This is a genomic window from Saprospiraceae bacterium, from assembly GCA_016719615.1.
Classification (GTDB): Bacteria; Bacteroidota; Bacteroidia; order Chitinophagales; family Saprospiraceae; genus Vicinibacter.
The window spans coordinates 107,830-126,677 of sequence record JADJYQ010000003.1; the positions used below are offsets into that span (position 1 = coordinate 107,830).

The 18,848-nt window shown below is 36.7% G+C and carries 15 protein-coding genes and 1 pseudogene; 3 read left to right on the top strand and 13 right to left on the bottom strand.

Features of this window, described 5'->3' with window-relative positions; translation table 11 throughout:
- Positions 1–7 precede the first annotated feature (7 nt).
- The 3 genes from IPM92_09625 to IPM92_09635 form a co-directional block, all read right to left on the bottom strand.
- Positions 8–3,175 carry a gliding motility-associated C-terminal domain-containing protein gene (locus tag IPM92_09625; protein ID MBK9108606.1) on the bottom strand — a complete coding sequence of 1,056 codons (3,168 nt, stop codon included), beginning with the start codon at positions 3,173–3,175 and terminating at the stop codon, positions 8–10.
- A 20-nt stretch (positions 3,176–3,195) separates the two neighbouring features.
- Positions 3,196–4,023, bottom strand: coding sequence for a VCBS repeat-containing protein (locus IPM92_09630; protein ID MBK9108607.1), 828 nt, complete (start codon positions 4,021–4,023; stop codon positions 3,196–3,198).
- A gap of 136 nt (positions 4,024–4,159) precedes the next feature.
- On the bottom strand, positions 4,160–6,352 hold the full coding sequence (locus IPM92_09635) for a T9SS type A sorting domain-containing protein (protein ID MBK9108608.1): 2,193 nt from the start codon (positions 6,350–6,352) through the stop codon (positions 4,160–4,162).
- 618 nt (positions 6,353–6,970) lie between these two features.
- Between IPM92_09635 and IPM92_09640 the strand changes: the two genes are divergently transcribed.
- Both IPM92_09640 and IPM92_09645 read left to right on the top strand, forming a co-directional pair.
- Complete coding sequence (locus tag IPM92_09640; protein MBK9108609.1) at positions 6,971–7,612, top strand: OmpA family protein; 642 nt, start codon at positions 6,971–6,973, stop codon at positions 7,610–7,612.
- Between the two features lie 56 nt (positions 7,613–7,668).
- Entirely contained in the window at positions 7,669–8,181 is a 513-nt protein-coding gene (locus IPM92_09645; GenBank protein ID MBK9108610.1) for an outer membrane beta-barrel protein, read from the top strand.
- 1,149 nt (positions 8,182–9,330) lie between these two features.
- Here IPM92_09645 and IPM92_09650 read toward each other — a convergent pair.
- From IPM92_09650 to IPM92_09695, 10 genes and pseudogenes are all read right to left on the bottom strand, one after another.
- Positions 9,331–9,669 (bottom strand): hypothetical protein, encoded by a 339-nt coding sequence (locus IPM92_09650; protein ID MBK9108611.1) that lies wholly within the window; start codon positions 9,667–9,669, stop codon positions 9,331–9,333.
- 1,652 nt (positions 9,670–11,321) lie between these two features.
- Entirely contained in the window at positions 11,322–11,537 is a 216-nt protein-coding gene (locus tag IPM92_09655; GenBank protein MBK9108612.1) for a hypothetical protein, read from the bottom strand.
- Positions 11,538–12,553: 1,016 nt separating this feature from the next.
- The gene (locus IPM92_09660) at positions 12,554–12,745 is read right to left on the bottom strand and encodes a hypothetical protein (protein ID MBK9108613.1); all 192 of its coding nucleotides are present in this window, start codon (positions 12,743–12,745) and stop codon (positions 12,554–12,556) included.
- Positions 12,746–12,995: 250 nt separating this feature from the next.
- Positions 12,996–13,237, bottom strand: a pseudogene (locus IPM92_09665) (transcriptional regulator).
- 1,519 nt (positions 13,238–14,756) lie between these two features.
- The gene (locus IPM92_09670) at positions 14,757–15,059 is read right to left on the bottom strand and encodes a hypothetical protein (protein ID MBK9108614.1); all 303 of its coding nucleotides are present in this window, start codon (positions 15,057–15,059) and stop codon (positions 14,757–14,759) included.
- Between the two features lie 556 nt (positions 15,060–15,615).
- On the bottom strand, positions 15,616–15,798 hold the full coding sequence (locus IPM92_09675; GenBank protein ID MBK9108615.1) for a hypothetical protein: 183 nt from the start codon (positions 15,796–15,798) through the stop codon (positions 15,616–15,618).
- A 379-nt stretch (positions 15,799–16,177) separates the two neighbouring features.
- The gene (locus IPM92_09680) at positions 16,178–16,333 is read right to left on the bottom strand and encodes a hypothetical protein (GenBank protein MBK9108616.1); all 156 of its coding nucleotides are present in this window, start codon (positions 16,331–16,333) and stop codon (positions 16,178–16,180) included.
- A 1,189-nt stretch (positions 16,334–17,522) separates the two neighbouring features.
- Positions 17,523–17,768 (bottom strand): hypothetical protein, encoded by a 246-nt coding sequence (locus IPM92_09685; GenBank protein MBK9108617.1) that lies wholly within the window; start codon positions 17,766–17,768, stop codon positions 17,523–17,525.
- A gap of 332 nt (positions 17,769–18,100) precedes the next feature.
- Entirely contained in the window at positions 18,101–18,358 is a 258-nt protein-coding gene (locus IPM92_09690) for a hypothetical protein (GenBank protein ID MBK9108618.1), read from the bottom strand.
- Positions 18,355–18,534 carry a hypothetical protein gene (locus tag IPM92_09695; protein ID MBK9108619.1) on the bottom strand — a complete coding sequence of 60 codons (180 nt, stop codon included), beginning with the start codon at positions 18,532–18,534 and terminating at the stop codon, positions 18,355–18,357. The genes IPM92_09690 and IPM92_09695 overlap by 4 nt, the downstream gene beginning before the upstream one ends.
- Before the next feature lie 28 nt (positions 18,535–18,562).
- Here IPM92_09695 and IPM92_09700 point away from each other — a divergent pair, with 28 nt between their 5' ends.
- The gene (locus tag IPM92_09700) at positions 18,563–18,724 is read left to right on the top strand and encodes a hypothetical protein (GenBank protein ID MBK9108620.1); all 162 of its coding nucleotides are present in this window, start codon (positions 18,563–18,565) and stop codon (positions 18,722–18,724) included.
- Positions 18,725–18,848: the final 124 nt, after the last annotated feature.

Here is an 18,848-nt window from a genome sequence, read left to right on the forward strand (position 1 = left end):
AAATCATTTAACGAATTACTGAAACATCCCCTCTTTCCGTTCTTAAACTTCCATCCTGAAGTAAAAGTTGAGCATGCCATACATAAACACCAGGTAATACACTCTGCCCATTAAATGTTCCATCCCATCCCGATTTAAGTTCATTGGGGAGAATGCCATGTTTTTGCCAAACCAAATCTCCCCATCGGTCATAAACTGTCAAAGTTTCAATTGATGAAATGGTATGACCATTATCAAAAATAGTAAACCATGCGTTTGGTCCACCGGGACGAATGACATTTGGAAAATAAATTCCTATATTCTTTTTTATGATGAGAAATAGATATCGAATGGAATCACAGCCGCCGCCGGAGGTAAACTGTTCCTGGTAAATTCCAGAACTTGGATACGATTTATGATTTACAGGCCAGGTGTAGGTTGAATCAGTGATAACAGTATCCGTTTTCTCAAAATCGTAATTTATTATTAGATTTAATCTTAGAATGGAATCACAGCCATGTATGGTCTTTAATGGATAAATGTAGTCACCTGATTGCTTGAATAATATTTTATTTATCTGCCATAAATATTCTTTACAGGCGACTGCTTGTTGTAACTCATCGTAGTTTTTATTAATGGTCAAATCGAGTTTGTAAATTGAATCACAACCGAAGCTATTGACATACTTTTGATAATAAATACCAGACTGATTGTAGGATTGTCCATTCAGATTCCAGGTAAATGTATCGCAGTTTGTAACGGAATTATTATAAAATTCAGACCTAATACTCAGACTTAGATTAATTACAGAATCACATCCCACAGCATTTTGAAGCATAAATGTATATTTTCCATTTGCCTTCAATATGTTGCCGAGAAAATTCAAACTATCACAAGCGGATAATGCCAAATCTGCTTTACTTGACTTATTGATAATTAAATTCAAATTGATGACACTGTCACATCCCAATATATTTACAGTTTGGTATTGATAGATTCCGTTTTGGTTAAATGTTTTTCCATTCCAGGTAAATGAATCACAAGCAGTTTCTTTGATATCTAAATGATCAGAATTATTGATAACAAGGTTAAGCGTAGCGATACTATCACATCCAGCGGCATTCAAGGCGTGATACTGGTAGCTACCACTCTTGTCATAAGCATTTCCATTCCAGGTAAAACTATCGCAACTTGTAGTCTCAGTAATTGAATAATTTGATTTGTTTAAAGTAAGTTGTAGTATTGCCGTACTATCACATCCAACAGTATTTTGTGTTTTGAACTGATAAATACCACTTTGGTCGTATGCTTGCCCGTTCCAGGTAAAACTATCACAAGTGACAAGTGACGTCATTGAATTGTTGGAACTATTAATGGTGAGTTGCAATGTGGTAATGCTATCGCAGCCCTGCTGATTTATTGTTTTAAATTGGTAACTACCACTTTGTGTATAGGTATTGCCATTCCAGATATAACTATCGCAGGCAGCATCTACTAAATTTACATTAATGATTGAATTGATAGTTAGATTTAAGGTAACTGCACTATCGCATCCAAATCTGTTTAAAGTGTCCAATTTATAAGTTCCACTTTGTGAGTACGATTGTCCATTCCAGGTATAATTAATACAAGCTGTATGATTAATATCAATATTATCCGATTTGTTGATGAGGAGTTCGAGTGTTATTGTGCTATCGCAGCCTGCACTATTTATGGACTGATAGGGATACGTTCCGCTTTTATCATACGTCATTCCATTCCAGTTAAAGCTGTCACATGCCGTTTGTGGTATATTTATCGTATTTGAAGTGTTGATGACGAGATTCAATGTTGTAATACTGTCACAACCGAAGCTGTTGGTAGTGTCGTGTACAAAGGTACCCGATTGGAAATACGTTTGCCCATTCCAGGTGTAGGTATCACAGGTAGTCACAGTTTGGTTTATATGAATGCTATCCGTGGTTGTTACTTCCAGCAGATATACGATGCTGTCACATCCTGTTACCGAATTTATTTTGTGGTAATACATTCCTGCATCATATACTAGGGTATCGTAAAACTGATATCCGTTGCCTTCACAGATTGCTGCATTTATTTTCTCAACCTTTGGCAATTCAAGTGTACGTGATATATTGTCCGTATAATCACATTCCGCAATTAAAAAATGTCTAGGATCAAATTGTCCTGATCCATTCCTCGTCGTATTGATCACCATAAAAAGATCGGTTAGATTTGATACAGAGAATTTAAATTCTAAATTCAACAAGCTGTCACCGCTTTCTAATATTTTTAAAGTGTAATAAATATCAATCAGTGAACCAGTCGTTGCAGGATCACCTTTATAAAAAGAAACCGGCAGATTGGAGTCCGCTTTAACAGAAGCATTAGAGAGATTGTAAATATCAAAAATCACAGTGTATTCATCATTGATGGGATCATAATTGATGCATTTGATTTTTCCGGAGAGGCTTGCTGCTCTTTTTAGATACATACCATTGCTATCGAGTAGTGATTCCTGAACAAAAAAGTTATTGTATTTTCCATTCTTATAGGTGGCATTGTTTTTTTGCACACGTGGCACAGTTAGGTCGTCATTAATATTTAGTGCATGGTAATTATATTGATTCCAGATACCTCTAGCGGGAGCCCAGCCTGGGAGCGAGTCTGGAGGACCAAAGATAATGAGTTTGCCTAATTGACCATCTTCTACAAAGGAACATGGAACACATAACTTTGCATGACCGGTATCATCTATGTCACCCACAATTGGATATTCACTCCAGGTCCAGGAAAAACAACCAAAATTAGTAATTACTTTTGGAATGGCTGAGGAACCATCGATAACATAAAGTGAAGTTTCATCCCGATATACAATTTCTTGTTTCCCATCATCATTGAAATCAAACATAGATATTGCATTGAAACCTGCTGTATCCTTGGTATTCATACTCCACTCCATTTGAAATGCAATATTGCCATTAAAAGAATATGCCTGTAATGTTGATTCCCTGGTAATCACAACATAAGGAATGCCGGTTCCCCTAATATCTCCAATACATGGCGGCCCGATTTCAGAATAATTTATACCAATAGGATAAGCTTTAGCTATAAGCTGTGGTAGGCCGGAAGATAAAGTATACGCATATAGGAGTGCTTCATTACTAAAACCAGGTGAAGTCACTATGACATCAAGCACTCCATCCAAATTTAAATCTGCTAGGTAGTATACCCATCCCTATATCTATTATCTATCTGAATATTATTTGGAGTCATAATATTTCCGGTTATCCCATTTAAATTCGTAATTTTTACTTTATATATGGTATAACCCGCTGCCAATTCTAGATCTGTAGAATCATTGTCCAAATGCCCTGCTATAGTTAACGCTTCCCCACCAGAAATTATAGCAATTTCTGTCCCTATTCCATTAGCACCTCCATCTGCTAATTTAATTCCGGTTCTAGCATTAAATATTTTATTGTTCACATAAATCTCAGGAACACCATCTTGATTAAAATCAGCTAGGGCAGGTGTGCCACCCATCTCGTCTCTGGAATGAGTATATCTGTCAACTCTACTGTCAGAAATCCAATAAAGTCTTCCATCCGCATGATAACTAAACAACTTTCCGTGAATATTTCCTGGATTTGGAAAGGAAGAAAATGCCTCAATGAATATCTCAGGCGAACCATCTTCATCAACATCAGCAATAGCCATACCCGTTAGCTTAGGATCAATATACGGAGTAGTAATTCTCCATTTTGTTAATCCTGTTTTAGTATCTACGATAAGTATTCCTTGATTATTACCTTCTTGGACAATGAATTCAGGAACACAATCACCATCCATATCGGCTAGTAAAGGAGTTTGTCTTGTAAAAACAGTATCCGTACTTTCGAATTTCTTTTCAATTTCAAATTTTGTTGAGATAAATTTTTCATTTACCAAACAATTTGATGTATCAGTCTTTGAACAAATCTTCTTTTGCCCAAAACCTAAGCTAAGCTTAATTACAAATAAGAAAAATATACATTTTCTAAACATTTCTGTCAATTCGCAAATACAATTAAAGGCTTATATATGAATAGCGCAATCAAGATTGAAAAATATTTAATAATAATTAATAATACTCCATAAGAATCTAAATTTAGATTCTTATGGAGTATTATATAAATAAATCCTATAACTTAATTAATGGGACATAACTATTTAGTCCTTCACTGTTCGTGTACCTTATCAAATACAAGCCTGCTGCCAAATCAATGGAAACCGTATAATCTGGACCAGAAAAGTTTCCAGAATAAATAAGTTTCGATGAAAAATTATACAGTTCAAAAATTGTCTCCTTTAATTTTGATCGAATTAGAAATTCTCGTCCTGATAAAGGATTAGGAATAATAATAAGCTCTGTTAATTGCTTAATCGATGAATTGTTTTTTTTCTCAATTCGATAATCAAGGTTATCACAATCAGGCGCTGAAAAATAAAGAACCTTGAAACAGCTTGGATCACAGTCACAAGCAGAAGTACTACATTTATAAACTGTAATATATATATCGTCATTAAATGGCCCGAAAGGATTGGCAAAGCTACCCTGAAAATAATTATCATTTCCCGTATTTCCTGGATCTCCAAATGCAAAACATTCATAACATAAATATCCCGGCCCGCTTCCAGATGTTGAATCAAGTTCAATATAAAATACAGTCCCTTCTTCGGCACAAGATATTTCTTTTAGGTATACCTCAAGTTCACAGTCTTCATTATTTGAACAAGGTTTAGGAGGGCAGACCCGAATTGTTGAAATGCAACCAACCCCACCAACAAGGGTAAATTCCACACATTCAGGTCCAATATATCCCGGTACATCAATTGTATAAATAGTATTATAACTATAACCAGTACCTATACCAGTAATGTCAAATGTTCCAGACATACCTAAAACTTTAATATCAAATGTCCACGTATCATCTGCAATGCTGTATGATCCATTATCGTCGCAAGTAATATTACTTATAGTTGTCCTATAGAATTTGTTGCAACCGGAACAGAAGTTAGGAGGTGTTATAATAAACGTGTCAATACAATTTGCGAATTTGATCGTAAGCATCCAGCTCCCTTCTTGAATAAAAAACGGACCCAAATTGAAAGTACCATCTCCTGTATCTGCCTTGATGACATAATGCCCAGATTCATTTGGATACGGATCATCCAGCCATCTTTCAATAGTAAAGGTATCACCATGTAAATTAGACAGATCGACCTGAACATAATAATAATCATCGGAGATTAATGTACTTGTATTATTATCCTGACATGAACCCGAAATCACATCCACCTCATATTTTTCGTATTCCCCCGGGCAAATTTCAATAGCGTTAGTGAATACAGGATCGAGAATATTATAAACAGAGCTAAAGTATAAAGCAGCAAACAACTCAACACATGTATCTCCAAAAACTGATAATGGAATATCAAAACAAAATTGTTGATTGACATCATCTATTACAAGATTATAGATCGAATAATTTAAAATTTTAATAGAGTCCAAATCCCATGTGCCACATACTGTTGGCAATTCGTAACTGCCACAAAAGCTGATCGTATCCAAGCAACCATTATAGCTGATTCCTAAACCATTTCCGTCAGGAGGATGATTATCATATAATTTCGCCGAACCAAATGCACTACCATCACACTCCTCACATATACCATCTACATATGCATAACCAAAATGAAGGCCACATCCACAATCAGCAGCTATGATTTCCAATGTCGCAATGCTGTCAATCATGTTTTTAGGTATTTTAATTCTATGACAGGTCCAATCTATGGCATCAATTTCTGAATACTCACATAAAGTATCTGCATAATTGTCCTCACAACTCAAAATCGAAGCATCAAAACATAAATCATTAACTGGCGCCCGATCACATTTAATACTAAAAAAAGGTTGTGAGTTTGTGTGCAACGAAGGATTTTCCAATATGGCTGCAAACCATACTGTAAATTCTCTGTTTTCATTCGTAACTTTAAATCTCTTTATTAATTTGTTAGCGTCAAAATGTCCATTACAAATTGAATCTGTATGTCCATACCGATTGTTAATTAGTGCAGCTTTGGAACCAAATTTAGTTCTATTTATACCAACCAAGGTGTCTACTCCGCTCGTTACTATCTCAAATCTACGAAAAGTTGGCAAGGATGAATTGCTCCAAGTAACCGGAGTACCACTAGAGAGTGGCGTGCAATCATCACTTCCACTTGTATAGGTGGCTGTCTTACCAAAGTAATATGTAAAATTACTTTCAAATCCACCATTATCGCAGATAAGTGTGTCTTGACCTTTCGATATTCCAGGCAACAGAATCATAAGCAGGAATACAGCTTGTTTAATAATACCTACGAAGCATTTCGTAGAATGGGGGGGGTAATTGTGTTACCCTTTAAAAAAAACTTTCTCATGATATTGAGTTTTTGGTAAATAAATAAAGACATTTTGGCTTGATTCGAATACTCAAAAACGGATAATTAAATCAGGGCTAACTTTTATCCCGACACTAATATATGGATTTGTACATAACCTGCATCATTTTTTGTGTTAAATTAATAATTTTAAGTCAAAAATCAGGGTTTACCCTTATAAAAATTTTTATTATAAATCGTTAAACAGACAAGTTTTTCATCCTTAACATTCCTTCTTCTTCTGAATTCACCAAAGATGGTGCATCTCATCCATAATCACAATATCCAAAAGCTTAAACCAAAGTATGGTCTCCTAAACTGTATAAAATGAATATTCTATTTCGCAAAGCGCAAGGAATAATATTCAGATCCAAAAGAGAATACGCGTCAACAGGCCCATTTTCAAGAGTCCATCAGATGTAGGATTTATGCAATTAATAAAAATAATTGTATAACTTATAACATTTCGTATATACTACCTTTCCAATTGAAATGAAAAAGTTTTTTCATTAAAATCAAAGCGTATATGTATCAATTAAAAAAGAAATTATTATTAATAGCATTAAGTGGCATCCTGGTTTTTGCAGGTTGCGCCTCTTTAAATAAAACCAAGAAAGGCGCCATCATAGGAACCGCTGCAGGCGCTGGAATGGGTGCCGTGATTGGAAAGGTAACAGGAAACACTGCTCTAGGTGCCATTATTGGTGCGGCTGTTGGCGGAACTGCCGGAGCCCTTATTGGCAATAAAATGGACAAACAAGCTGAACAAATCAAAGATGCCGTTCCGGATGCAAAAGTTATCCGCGTTGGTGAGGGCATCGTTGTAGAATTTTCAAGCAGTGTATTGTTTGCTTTCGACAAATCGAATTTATCAAATGATGCAAAATCCAACCTGGATAAATTAGTGACCGTTTTAAATACCTATCCCGATACGGATATCGAAATACAGGGGCACACCGATAGCAAAGGGAGCAAATCCTACAACCAAAATCTTTCTGTGCAAAGGGCGAGCGCCGTTTCCAGCTATTTAATAACCAAAAATGTAACCAGTCGTCGATTAAGCGTCATTGGGTTCGGTGAAATGCTCCCGAAGTATTTAAACGATAATGATGATGGACGCGATAAAAACCGCAGAGTAGAATTTTTAGTAGCAGCAAATGAAAAATGAAAGCAGATGCTAAATTACAATCAGGCCAATAAATTAAAATGAATCAAAATACAAAAATGAAAATGAAACGAATGCATATATTACTCATGCTCCTGTCGGCCGCGACCTTCGCCTTAGCTCAAGATTCAGGAAGCAATAAAATGAGATTTGCCCTTCTGGGAGGAGTCAATTTACAGACTTTAAACGGCAAGGATTTCAATGGCGATAAATTTGATAATGATTTGATCACCGGATTTCACATTGGAGTCAATGCACAAATTCCCATTGTCCCGGATTTCTATTTTCAACCCGGACTGTTGTTTACCACCAAAGGAGCCAAATCGACTGATGGAGATATCACAAGCACTTTCAAGCTTTCGTATGTAGAGCTGCCTTTAAATCTGGTCTATAAGGCTGCTTTGGGCAATGGATTTATACTGCTCGGCTTTGGGCCCTATGTGGCTTATGGTATCTCCGGAAAAGCCATCTATGAAAATGAATCTACTTCTGAAAAGATCGAAATGGATGTGGAGTTTAAAAAAGTAGAAATCAACGACCCCTGTATTAAGTCCCTATTTCAAAGCCTTTGATGCGGGTGGAAATATTTTTGTCAGCCGAAATGGCAGGCTGGATTTCATGCAATTGAATACACAATTTGGTATGCTTAAAATCAATCCGGATGATGATCGCATTCCTGGAGGAGAACTTTCCATTAAAAATACAGGATTTGGTCTTTCGCTCGGTTACAGGTTTTGAAATCTGTGGGTAGAATCCTAATAAATAAACAACTCCGGGAATTTTAGGATTCGTGCCTGTCGAGTCCTCTACTAAAATTAAGATCGCATCTTATCTTTCTAAAAAATGAAAAGAATCCAATGTTGCTTCCGGAACATTGACTCTTCTATTTATCTTCAAGACCAAGGATATCACCATCTAATGAGCTAGCCCATTACCTGTCAGTAAACACAACTTGCTTATAATTCTGATATTGCATCCGTTGACTCCACAACACAAATAAAGATTAAATGAAAGTTTAAGACATCTGCTTCAGCAGTGGCTGATTAAATTTAAATGGATCTGGTTGTAATGACCACGCGCTGATCCCAAGAAGATTTTGGCCCTGTAGTTCATCAGAAAACAACCAATCTACCACCAAAGCATGAACCTCACAACAAATCCAATATAAAGATTCCGACTTAAGGGCAGGGTTTGCTTACCTTTCGCGGCATACCGTCTCCATCAGAAAAACCTGTTTGCAACACATCCGCAAACAGGTCCAATATTCTTCAATAAAATCAATGAATTTTAAAACAAATTCAATTTATCAACGGGATTTTAAACGGAGTCCTTTTCCTATTAGATCGCGAATGGCATCTATGATACCCGATCATCAATGAGAACATTTACAGACGTACGTTGGAGTTTATTAATGATATGTATTAAAGGTTTTATCCCCTATTAACCTCAAACTCAAAAACAGCTAATCACTGCTCAAGAATTGCTTTTGATCTCCTACGGCATCATCCCTATCTATTATAAGAAAGGCTCGTGTTTTATTTTCAATAGACTCCCAACTTCAGAAATCTGTAAGGATCTCCGTAAAAAGCCAGAATTGCTGATTGAAAGCGCTAAGGTCTTTTAAAAGTGTCGATGGATTTACATTTGCATGCAAATCACAGTTGCAGAGCTTTACAAATTCATGAAAGCTATAAAATTTCAAAAATCAAACCTGAACCTTGTCAAATCGAAACAATACCAAATGCCCTCAACAACCAGATGATGACAATAATAACGGCAACAACATTGAGGATACTTTTGATCTTTTGATCCATTGGTACAAAGTTATTAACAAGCCATAATATGACTCCAACAACAATCAGCACAATAAGTATATTTAATAGTGGCATATGAAAATTCTTGTCTACCTTCATAGTTACATTACCTTGTGCAGCAGGCACTACAGATGAATTTAGGAAGGCTATTTTTTTAGCACAAGATGGAAGCGCAAGCAGCAATAGAATTGAAAGGCTATAGTAAAATATGAAATTTATTTGTTTCATAAATGTAAATGTTCTCATATTGATTCATATTTATAAGGTGAAATAAATGTAATTCCGAAGTGATTTTACACTTTGATACTCTTTAGAAATCTATAAGTCCGAAAACCTGCAGCAACCAAAGTATTACTACAATGACAGCTACTGTATTGAGTATGTTTTAATTTTGTTGTCCATGGAATATAATTATTAATCAGCCAGAGAACAAAACCAGCAACAATTAATACGATTAAAACATTGAAAATTGGCATAACTGATTTTTAAGAATTTATTTAGATGATTGTTTAAGCTAAAACTTTTTCGTGCGCAAGAGTAAGAGAAAATACCCGCTACCAATAAAACAGCACCCAAGTATGGCGACAATTCTACAAAGTTATTCTTTTTGTTTCTATTTGTACAGGCCCTATTTCAACCAATTTCTCCAGTCGTTTGATAATTAAAGCCATTATAAGCAATCATAATAACACCAATGATAATTAATATCAGGCCGGGTACTTTTGTTTGCATGTGGTACTATATTTTTTTAAAAAATTATTACGAGAGAATGATTTATGAATGAATGAATGTGCGAGAAACAGAGCAGTCGTTGCATTCATTGCTAATTTTAATATGTGGAAGTAACTGTTGGATTTTAAATACCAAAATAATAACCCTTGTATATGCAGGTAGAAAAAAGCATTTTATAATACGAATTTTATTATCAATAAGTATTTTCCGATTTTATAAAATGGATTACTCATACAAAGCTCAAACTCTTCTACCTCAAGTGCTTAAATGACTTCATTCGTTTATAAAGTGTTATTTAAACACAAAATTACCTTAAAGCAAAAGCACTAACAATAATATTATGAGGAGAATGCCACCAAGAGAAAGATAAACACCTCCTCCATTTGCTTTTGAGTTCTGATTTTATGGCTTTTCACCTCATCGCGCAATTCCTTTTTTGGATGGCTGATAATCCTCTTTTATCCATTTTTTTTAATTTCCGTCAGCCTTGCATTCAAAGTTTTAGCAACATCCGCTTCAGATATTTTTTATTTCTTCTTTTCGCTGGGAATGGCATCGACAGATGCTGTCAATTGCGCTGACAAAGCGGGTATGAGCCCAAAGAACAAGGCACTCATCAAAATAAAATTTGAATTAGTTTTTCATGATACTGATTTTCTTCTGAGACTTTATCTATCCCAACAATGTAAATATCCGATAAGCAATGTGTGCTGACGTTATACAATCCCAGTAAAAACTTACATTAATCCTACTTCCAGGACAAATCACAAGTCGAATTTTTCAATGTATATAATCCATTATTTGATCTCCCATCAATTTATGCTCTCAACCTTTTCAAAATCGATAAACACCTGCACCTCCATTTACTAACTTCATTACGAGCTTGCTCCAGTGAATTTACGACTGTATCAGAATTCTGAATCCCACCTTAGCACAGACTCGAAAGTTCGAGCAGCAGCGTACCTACTGAATTTTGCAGCATTGGCTTCACCGCCTATATAGTCCCACATATTTTCTGTTTAATCAAATCAGACCATTATAAATCAATCGATTTAACAAGGCATAAGCCCTCTCCTTTTCAGATTAAAACTCCCCTCCAAGTTTATCGCAAAGTTGAAATTGACGGTACTTAGTTTCCCATCCCGGAAAACTTCTAATCTCACTGATTAACTGTTGGCCTTTTGTTGATCTCCAAACTTCAATTCAAAAATAACTTTCGGGAGATGTTGCTTAAGAATGGTAAGCGTTTCGTCAACTAGTTCTGCAGTATCTGCTACCGCTTCCAGCATATTCTTTCCGATGCTTCTCAGGTATTTGAAGGGCAGATTAACACCAGAAACTAATTCTTTGAGAATGTCAAAAAACTTCTTGAAACCAACCATTGAGCTTAAGTTTACTTTTAAGATCTCAAATTTAATAATTAAACTTGGTTTATAAAACAATTCTAAAAGTATATGAGGCCTTACTTAAACCATTGTCGCAAAAATGAACCTACGCAAATCCTAAAAAAGCTATTGGAAATGAAACAACAAAGGAAAGATAAAAATTACGATCAAAGCCCAAACAAGATATATAGGCAAATACCTTGCAATAACGATTTCAACTCTTGAGCTTATAAATTTCTCTTTAACACTTTGAAAGAGTTGATAGGTGAGCAGACATAAATGCAAACAACATCAAAACATTCCGAACCCAAACTAACCATTCGGCTGGGGGTCGCCCCCATTCTGAAATTCGGAAGAGAATGGCTGAAAGCGCAATTGCATTTACAATAATGCGTGATGCCGGTTAAGGCTAATAATAAATAATGTCCGGACTTACTTGTTGAATTGTGTGGATCCGCTGAAATTGAAAAAAATACAAGTGCCAACGCCGATGAGCAATACATTAAATAAGAGAAGAAATTCCCTGTCACTTATGGGGTCTTTCCTGTGTACACCACTGATATGAGATAAACGACGAGCAGGACGAGGACGAGGGGCGTAAAGATTTTGGCACACAGGTGCTAACGTTTTGACGAGTTGCGGATTCGATTATACCAGATACGCTCCCAATATGGGGAACTGCAGGAAGCCAAATGCCAGGATGTATTTTCAAAAAATGGCTCTACATTAATGCCTATAAGTTCGAAGAGTCCAAACAACAGCCGTTAGTAATCCCCCTGAAATCAACACAACCGCTATGGATCACCAGGAGTTCGCCGTTGAACCGCAAAAATCCAAACGTTTCTGAACATCCCCAAACGCTGACCCGGTAAAAGCATAAGCAAGGACAGCCCAAAGCACAAGAGGCAAATGAATACAGGCAAGAATCAAGGTATCGCTGGGCAAAATATTGTGGAGCGTATTGATGTAGATAGCAGAAATCAGGAAAATTAAAAAAACAATACCCAGACTTTTTAAGACAAACGTTTTTCCAGGCGGTAAAACGTCAAAGTTGGAAACACCAAGGCCCAAATTTCGGGGATAAAAATAATCCTCTGAAATGCCCGTAAAGTGGGGAATTTTTGCAAATTAATCCCGAAATAATAATGGCCAGCAATACCAAGAGCAATTCCTTTGAAGAGCCCCAGGACAACACCTTCTTTCAAAATTTAAACGTTCGTTCAAAAACGAGTTGATTTGGGAAGCTTTGATTTCGGGATATAAATGGTTGAATTCACCTTTGAATTGGGATTTATCCTTCGGTACAATTTTTCAAGTTCCCCCGGGAAAATCCAGATTTTTTGAATTTCGGTTCTCATCGGCGGGATTGCTGCAAGTGTTTGGGTTTCCATTTTTTAAATTCAGTTTAATATTTTTTAAAGTACTTTGTTTTTCAAAGTTAATAAATAAAAAAATTCAATTTGATTTCCTAATCAGTTTTTCAAGAGCATCGAGATGTTCGCCAAATGCTCTTTACCGGATTTGAAGCGGCATATGAGGTATTTGGCTTCTTACCTACAAATTGTTTTTTGACCAAGATGTATTTCAATTTTTTCCAGTGCCTGAATGTGGCTGGCCTCCAAGTTGCCATCGGTGATTTGCAAATGCTCTTTGAGGGTGTTGAAATCGACCGAATCGTTGACCATCAGGATTGACATGATGCCCAGGCGCACCCCTGCTTTCAAAGGCCTGATTTAAATCTTCGATGAAATTGTCACGCTTCGTATTTATAGTAGCTAATGATCCCATACGTTATATGCACGGGAGTCCAAAACCCAAGGCCCAGAACAGTAAGCCATATTCTAAAAATAAAGAAGCCAACAAACCAACCACAAATTTGGACGAAACCTAAATAGCGAATGTGTGCCATGGGGGTATTTACTTGCATTGATTAGTGCCAAGCCATAGAATATCAATGTTAGTGGCATTATAAATTTTATTTGCTGATGATATAAAAGAATGATGCAATACACGCCTCCGACGATGAGTGGTATACTAAATGCAACAACAGTCTTTTAGCGGTAGGATCCCAAATAGACTGGCCATCCTGATTGCTTTCCCGGATGGTAAGCCGGTGGCTGCTTAATGGAGACCAACAACACGGTTAGAAGAATGATCCCAAGAGTAACATGCATTTGGATTGGACTCAACGTTGAGGAAACAATGATATCCGGCTTCATCAAAGGAAAGTCCCAGGAAACTATAAAGGCGCGGCAATCCCTGCTAATGCTGCGATCCCGGCAATCGCCCGACAGTCCGCTCAACGACAGGAATCTGGACGAGCGCTCCATTAAGGACCGGATTTCTTTTAAGGTTTTCTATGAGTTCATTTGTTTGTTTCATTTTATTTGATATTAAAAGTACTTTGAAACGCAAAGTTAAATAAATATGTTGTTGGATTTTAAATATTTTATTTGGGCTTCGTAGGGTGTTTAAGATAGCCACGAAGGCGCCAGCACCAAAGACCACTAAGCTTCTAACTTTGTGGTACTTTTTGTGTCTTCGTGACTTTTAGTGGCCTCGCTTTTTTCGAGATCTTCATTTTTATACGATATTTATTAATTCCGGAATTCTATTGGGCTTTTTATTGCCACGAAGGCGCTAAGGCACTAAGGACCACTAAGTTTTCCACTTCGTGGTACTTTGTCTTCGTGACTTTGTGCCACCTCGCTTGCGTCTTCTTTTTGGGATTCGATATTTATTAAGGTCGAGCCTGTTCGGCTTATTGTGCCACGAAGGCACAAGGACCAAGGAATAGAAAATAAGCGATTATTATATTGCGTTAAGGCTTTGGGCTTTGGCTTTAGGCTTTGGGCTGGGGCTTTGGCTTTACAGGCTTCATCTGTGCCCCGAGCGCAAAGCACTAAGGCCCTAGTTTTCCCTTCGTGGTGCTTCGCGTCTTTGTGACTTTGTGGCGAATAATCGCATTCCAAATTGGCTAATGGTATTTTCACCTAAGAGGCATATCTATTAAAACGCCCTCAAAAATGACAAAATTTCTTCCGGGAGAAAACTATAAGTTTTGTAACGTGATCTGTTGTGTTTTCAATACCTGAGCTTACAGACCAATTTTGATGAATTAGGTACATTTTTTTAAAATTAGCGTATACCATGAAGGCGAAAAAGGATTTCGTTGGCATCTATGCAGCAATAGCGGGCTTGCCTTGTTCTTCGGATTCAAATCTTCGAAACGAACTCCTGCACTATATGTCGCATAAACTTACATGTCCAATTTGTTTTGTGAAATGCCAAAGAGCTCAATCCAAATGCAGGTGCAGTCATGTCTGAAGGGTTTAACTTCCCCCCATTGTCCATTTCTTCTTTTCCGACTTGAATATTATATTTTGAAATCAAACTAAAACCTTTATTCCAATTTGATTTCAAGCCCGGCATTAAATCCATAAACTTTTCCATAAGCGCGTTCTGAATGGCATATACTTTACTCAATTCCCCATCATACAAAAATAATGTCCTGTCCATTGACTTGAAACGCTCTTCGAACCATTGCAGCATTCAGATAAGTATAAAAACAGGCCAACCCAAACTTTAATCTGTCACCAAATATTTTAGTAATGCCTCTCTGCATTGTAAGCGTGTTCTGCTTAATGAAGTATTGGAACGATGACTTCACCGGAAACAAAATCAAATATTTTCCCGATGTCATCGACATTTGGTGCACGAAAATCCAGTACTTGCATTGATGCTGATTTTAAAAAACTTTCCTCGGTCTGCAAACCATACCCACACTTCCAATAATTCAGAATTCTTAACATTTGATTCCACAAATCAAATGGAAAAAAAAATCGAGATGCCTTGCAAAATCCGATTGAATATCAAAAGCTCCAAATCTCAAACCGCCGGCACAATAATCGATCGGATGCGGAGATATTGATAATTTCATAAGCGGCATAACTCATCCACGTAGATGCAGGGTATCTATCGGGTACGAGAATTGATTTCCACTTCTGATATCAGTAGCCGTCCTCTAGATTTTACATCATTTAAAACATATTCAAGACCATAATATAAACGATGCTTATTGATGTTTTTCAAAATCCAAATTCGCAGAATATGCCTGGACTTGCTCTGCATTATTACGCAAACGATGATGATTGAATCTCCGATCAATCCACTCTCTAAAGTTCGATGCGCCAGGCGCAAATGTAACTCCATCGTACAATTTGTTGGGCCCGGTATATGCTATTGACAAATTATTCATACTCCAAATTTGCGGACCATAGTTCCATACAGCCGAGACAGGCAGGCCGTTGCTTTGTTTTTCAATCAGACGATCATACCGCGAAAACTCGGAGGTTTCAGAAAAATGAAATCCATATCTATATCCCAATTTATGGTCGGCGTGAAGCGAAATTTTTGCATGAAATTGATTTGAGAATATGCTGTTGGGTTCTAAACCCTGGGATCAGATTCTCAACAACTCTGTCAATACTGTCATTCTTTGCACATACGAATTGTTGAGATATTCACGGGGCCATTTTCCCATTCCTCAAATTAACATATTTTCGAAATAAGTAATACTGCTAACTGATGCCCATTTTGTCAAACCGATATTTACATCAAAATGATTTGGGATTTCATCATTTGCCGATGAATATCTGCTTACTATCTTTGCCATTGATCAATAATTGTTCCGTCGAGGACATTGCGGAGTTAAGGTCTGAAAGCTCATGACCACCGATAGCATCGCTCCGTAAATGATAGACCCCGGTCCGAAGAAACCTCTGTATTTTCATGGCAAATGGTTCCAACCAAATAACATTTGAATATTCCCCCGCTCTAAAGATGGCGGAATTCATCCTCGAACTCCGTCAACGGTATATAATAATCGGTTGGTTGCAAAGCCCCGGATCATGGGGACTCCACCAATCTTGCTGACTTTTGTATAAAGACCTCACCCGAAGAAGCCAACCACGGTCAGCTGTTTGAGGATTATATGAAGCCACGTCTTTGGAGAAATAACTGCATATTTTAGAAGGAATGTTTTTTTGATGATTGTTTTCCATCGGGTTGCAGATACTAGATCTCTTCAAAATGCGTCGTCGTAGCCTCCAAAGAATCTCAAAATTCATCTGCTCAATTCTGCATAATTTTTGACGAGTTTTATATCCAAACCTTAGGATCTCTGTATCATTTGGGCATTCCGGAATGCAGAGAAATCGGCTTGCCCTTTGCATTTGTGGCTAAAGTTTTAGGTGCTTCACTCAATAAGGTCACTGTTTCAATGGCTTCGACTGTTAGTTGATCTTTGTACTTATTGTTTGGAGTCGCGAACTAAAGGGAATGCCGTAATAAGCGCGCGAAAATTGTTTCCATTGTGAAAATCCAAATTATATTAATAAATAAAATAAATACAGTCCGCTTAATTACAGCAGACCATCTTAAAATGAAATAAATAAATTTGATCAAACGAATTTCGGAGGCGGTGCGGGAAAGCACTCCAAGCTTGAAGTAAAATATCCATGAACCCTCAAAAATGCGCTTCTTTTTAGGTATTAGCAATATCATGGATCAATGGTTCAGTGATAAATAGCGATTTAAAAATGAATACAATCTTTCTTGGTGATCCCTCTGCTCAGGAAGATTTCCCACTGCATAGTTAATCAATTGGCCTCAAGTTTGTAGAGTTTAGTCTCTTTATAATCCCACCACCAATAAAATAAGTGGTATCCCCTACTATGTTGCGTTCGACAACATCGACACTTCGCCTTTGAATTTGAATTCCTTTGAATGTTCCCAATGCAACTGAGATTTCATTTCTTCATCCATGTTCAATAAAACCAGGTCCACCCTATCGATACCGAGATGAGCAATTTTTGAATTCCTTTTTGACCTGCTCTCTTTTTGTGCAAATGGGATAGCTATAAGTCATACAGCTGGCACCGGTAGACAGGATATTAATAACAACTGATAAATTTACTATATTCAGCTTTGGAAATAAAGCAACAAGTTAGGAAATAAACAGATTGGTAGGCCAAAATATAAAGCATATTTGAAATTTGAAAGAATTTCAACTAGCCAAAAGAAGGAAGACTCTATTCTTCTTTTGAATAATATTATATCCTTAATAATATTACCAGCTTTTAACTTTTCCATTTCTTCTTCAGAAATGTTGTCCGAATCCGTTATCTTCTCATTGAGCTTATCATTTGTTTTATCATACCAATTCAATCCCGAATATTTATCCACTACCCCAAATAGAAACTAAAATCACAACCACTCCACTACTGTCGCAGTTGACCTGTCAATGCCTAGTCCACCTTCTCTATATATCGCAACTTTTAACACCCAAGTTATAGCATAGTAAGAAGCCTACACTAACAGAGGCTAATATTCCATATACCCAATAATTCTCTTTTACTTTGTAAGCCTTGAAAAAAAGTAAACAAATGAAAGTAAAAATGGAATACAACATATTTAAAATTAAAGATATTCATCAAATATGGTAATAAAAGGTAACTCATATTTAAAATAAATAACCAAAATATACTAATATTTCTTCTTCAAATAGATGGATGCACCCAGATTTTATAAACAGCCTCCAGCTTAAAGTCTGATAACTTCCCAACATAAATACAGCTCATGTACCAGTTTAAAGTTTTCCAAGGCCTTCTAGTAAATGTTCGTGTTCTGGCATCTGTACAGAAATAAATCAAATAACCGCTTACCTGAGAGAAAATCCAAACATTGGCCAGTCCCCTTCCTAAGCTTCGATCTGATTTATAATGATACATGCTAAAAACCACAATAGATTGGTTCACATTTTGGGTTCAAAGCCTGTGAATTCATGCATGATTTTTACCAATTCAAAACTGTCTTTGCGTTTTATTAGGTATTGGCAAAATTGTTGATAGATTCGGTAACAGAGAGCTTCCTTGTTTCGTTTAAATTCTGCAAAGTGAAAAGGATTTGAAATTCTCTCTAAAATTTGTTTCATTCCATGAGGATTCTCAATCAAATTTCGGATGCGTTCGGTTTCTCAAGGGCATGCATTGGGTTCCTGCAAATTTGCGCAGATCATGCACAGATTTAATAAATTCAGGGTGCACGAACTGTCTGCGCAAATCTGCGAAAATGCAGATAACCATAGAATGCAAGCCCTTTGTTACCTTCGGCGGTATCGCTGATGAGGGCAGCCGTCCAGTGGCTTGATTGAAGTTTTAGCCAATAGGATCTGACCACCACGGCAGCTTCAACTCTTGAAGAGGATCACTGAGATCATCACCTCCATTGAGGTAAATCAGAGAACCA

Excerpts from the sequence above, each read along its gene's own strand:
- IPM92_09630 (MBK9108607.1), bottom strand. The coding sequence starts at position 4,023 with ATGTTTAGAAAATGTATATTTTTCTTATTTGTAATTAAGCTTAGCTTA.
- IPM92_09635 (MBK9108608.1), bottom strand. The coding sequence starts at position 6,352 with ATGATTCTGTTGCCTGGAATATCGAAAGGTCAAGACACACTTATCTGC.
- IPM92_09640 (MBK9108609.1), top strand. The coding sequence starts at position 6,971 with ATGTATCAATTAAAAAAGAAATTATTATTAATAGCATTAAGTGGCATC.
- IPM92_09645 (MBK9108610.1), top strand. The coding sequence starts at position 7,669 with ATGAAAATGAAACGAATGCATATATTACTCATGCTCCTGTCGGCCGCG.
- IPM92_09650 (MBK9108611.1), bottom strand. The coding sequence starts at position 9,669 with ATGAGAACATTTACATTTATGAAACAAATAAATTTCATATTTTACTAT.
- IPM92_09655 (MBK9108612.1), bottom strand. The coding sequence starts at position 11,537 with ATGGTTGGTTTCAAGAAGTTTTTTGACATTCTCAAAGAATTAGTTTCT.
- IPM92_09670 (MBK9108614.1), bottom strand. The coding sequence starts at position 15,059 with ATGGACAGGACATTATTTTTGTATGATGGGGAATTGAGTAAAGTATAT.
- IPM92_09675 (MBK9108615.1), bottom strand. The coding sequence starts at position 15,798 with ATGAATAATTTGTCAATAGCATATACCGGGCCCAACAAATTGTACGAT.
- IPM92_09680 (MBK9108616.1), bottom strand. The coding sequence starts at position 16,333 with ATGAAAATACAGAGGTTTCTTCGGACCGGGGTCTATCATTTACGGAGC.
- IPM92_09695 (MBK9108619.1), bottom strand. The coding sequence starts at position 18,534 with ATGAAACAAATTTTAGAGAGAATTTCAAATCCTTTTCACTTTGCAGAA.
- IPM92_09700 (MBK9108620.1), top strand. The coding sequence starts at position 18,563 with ATGCGTTCGGTTTCTCAAGGGCATGCATTGGGTTCCTGCAAATTTGCG.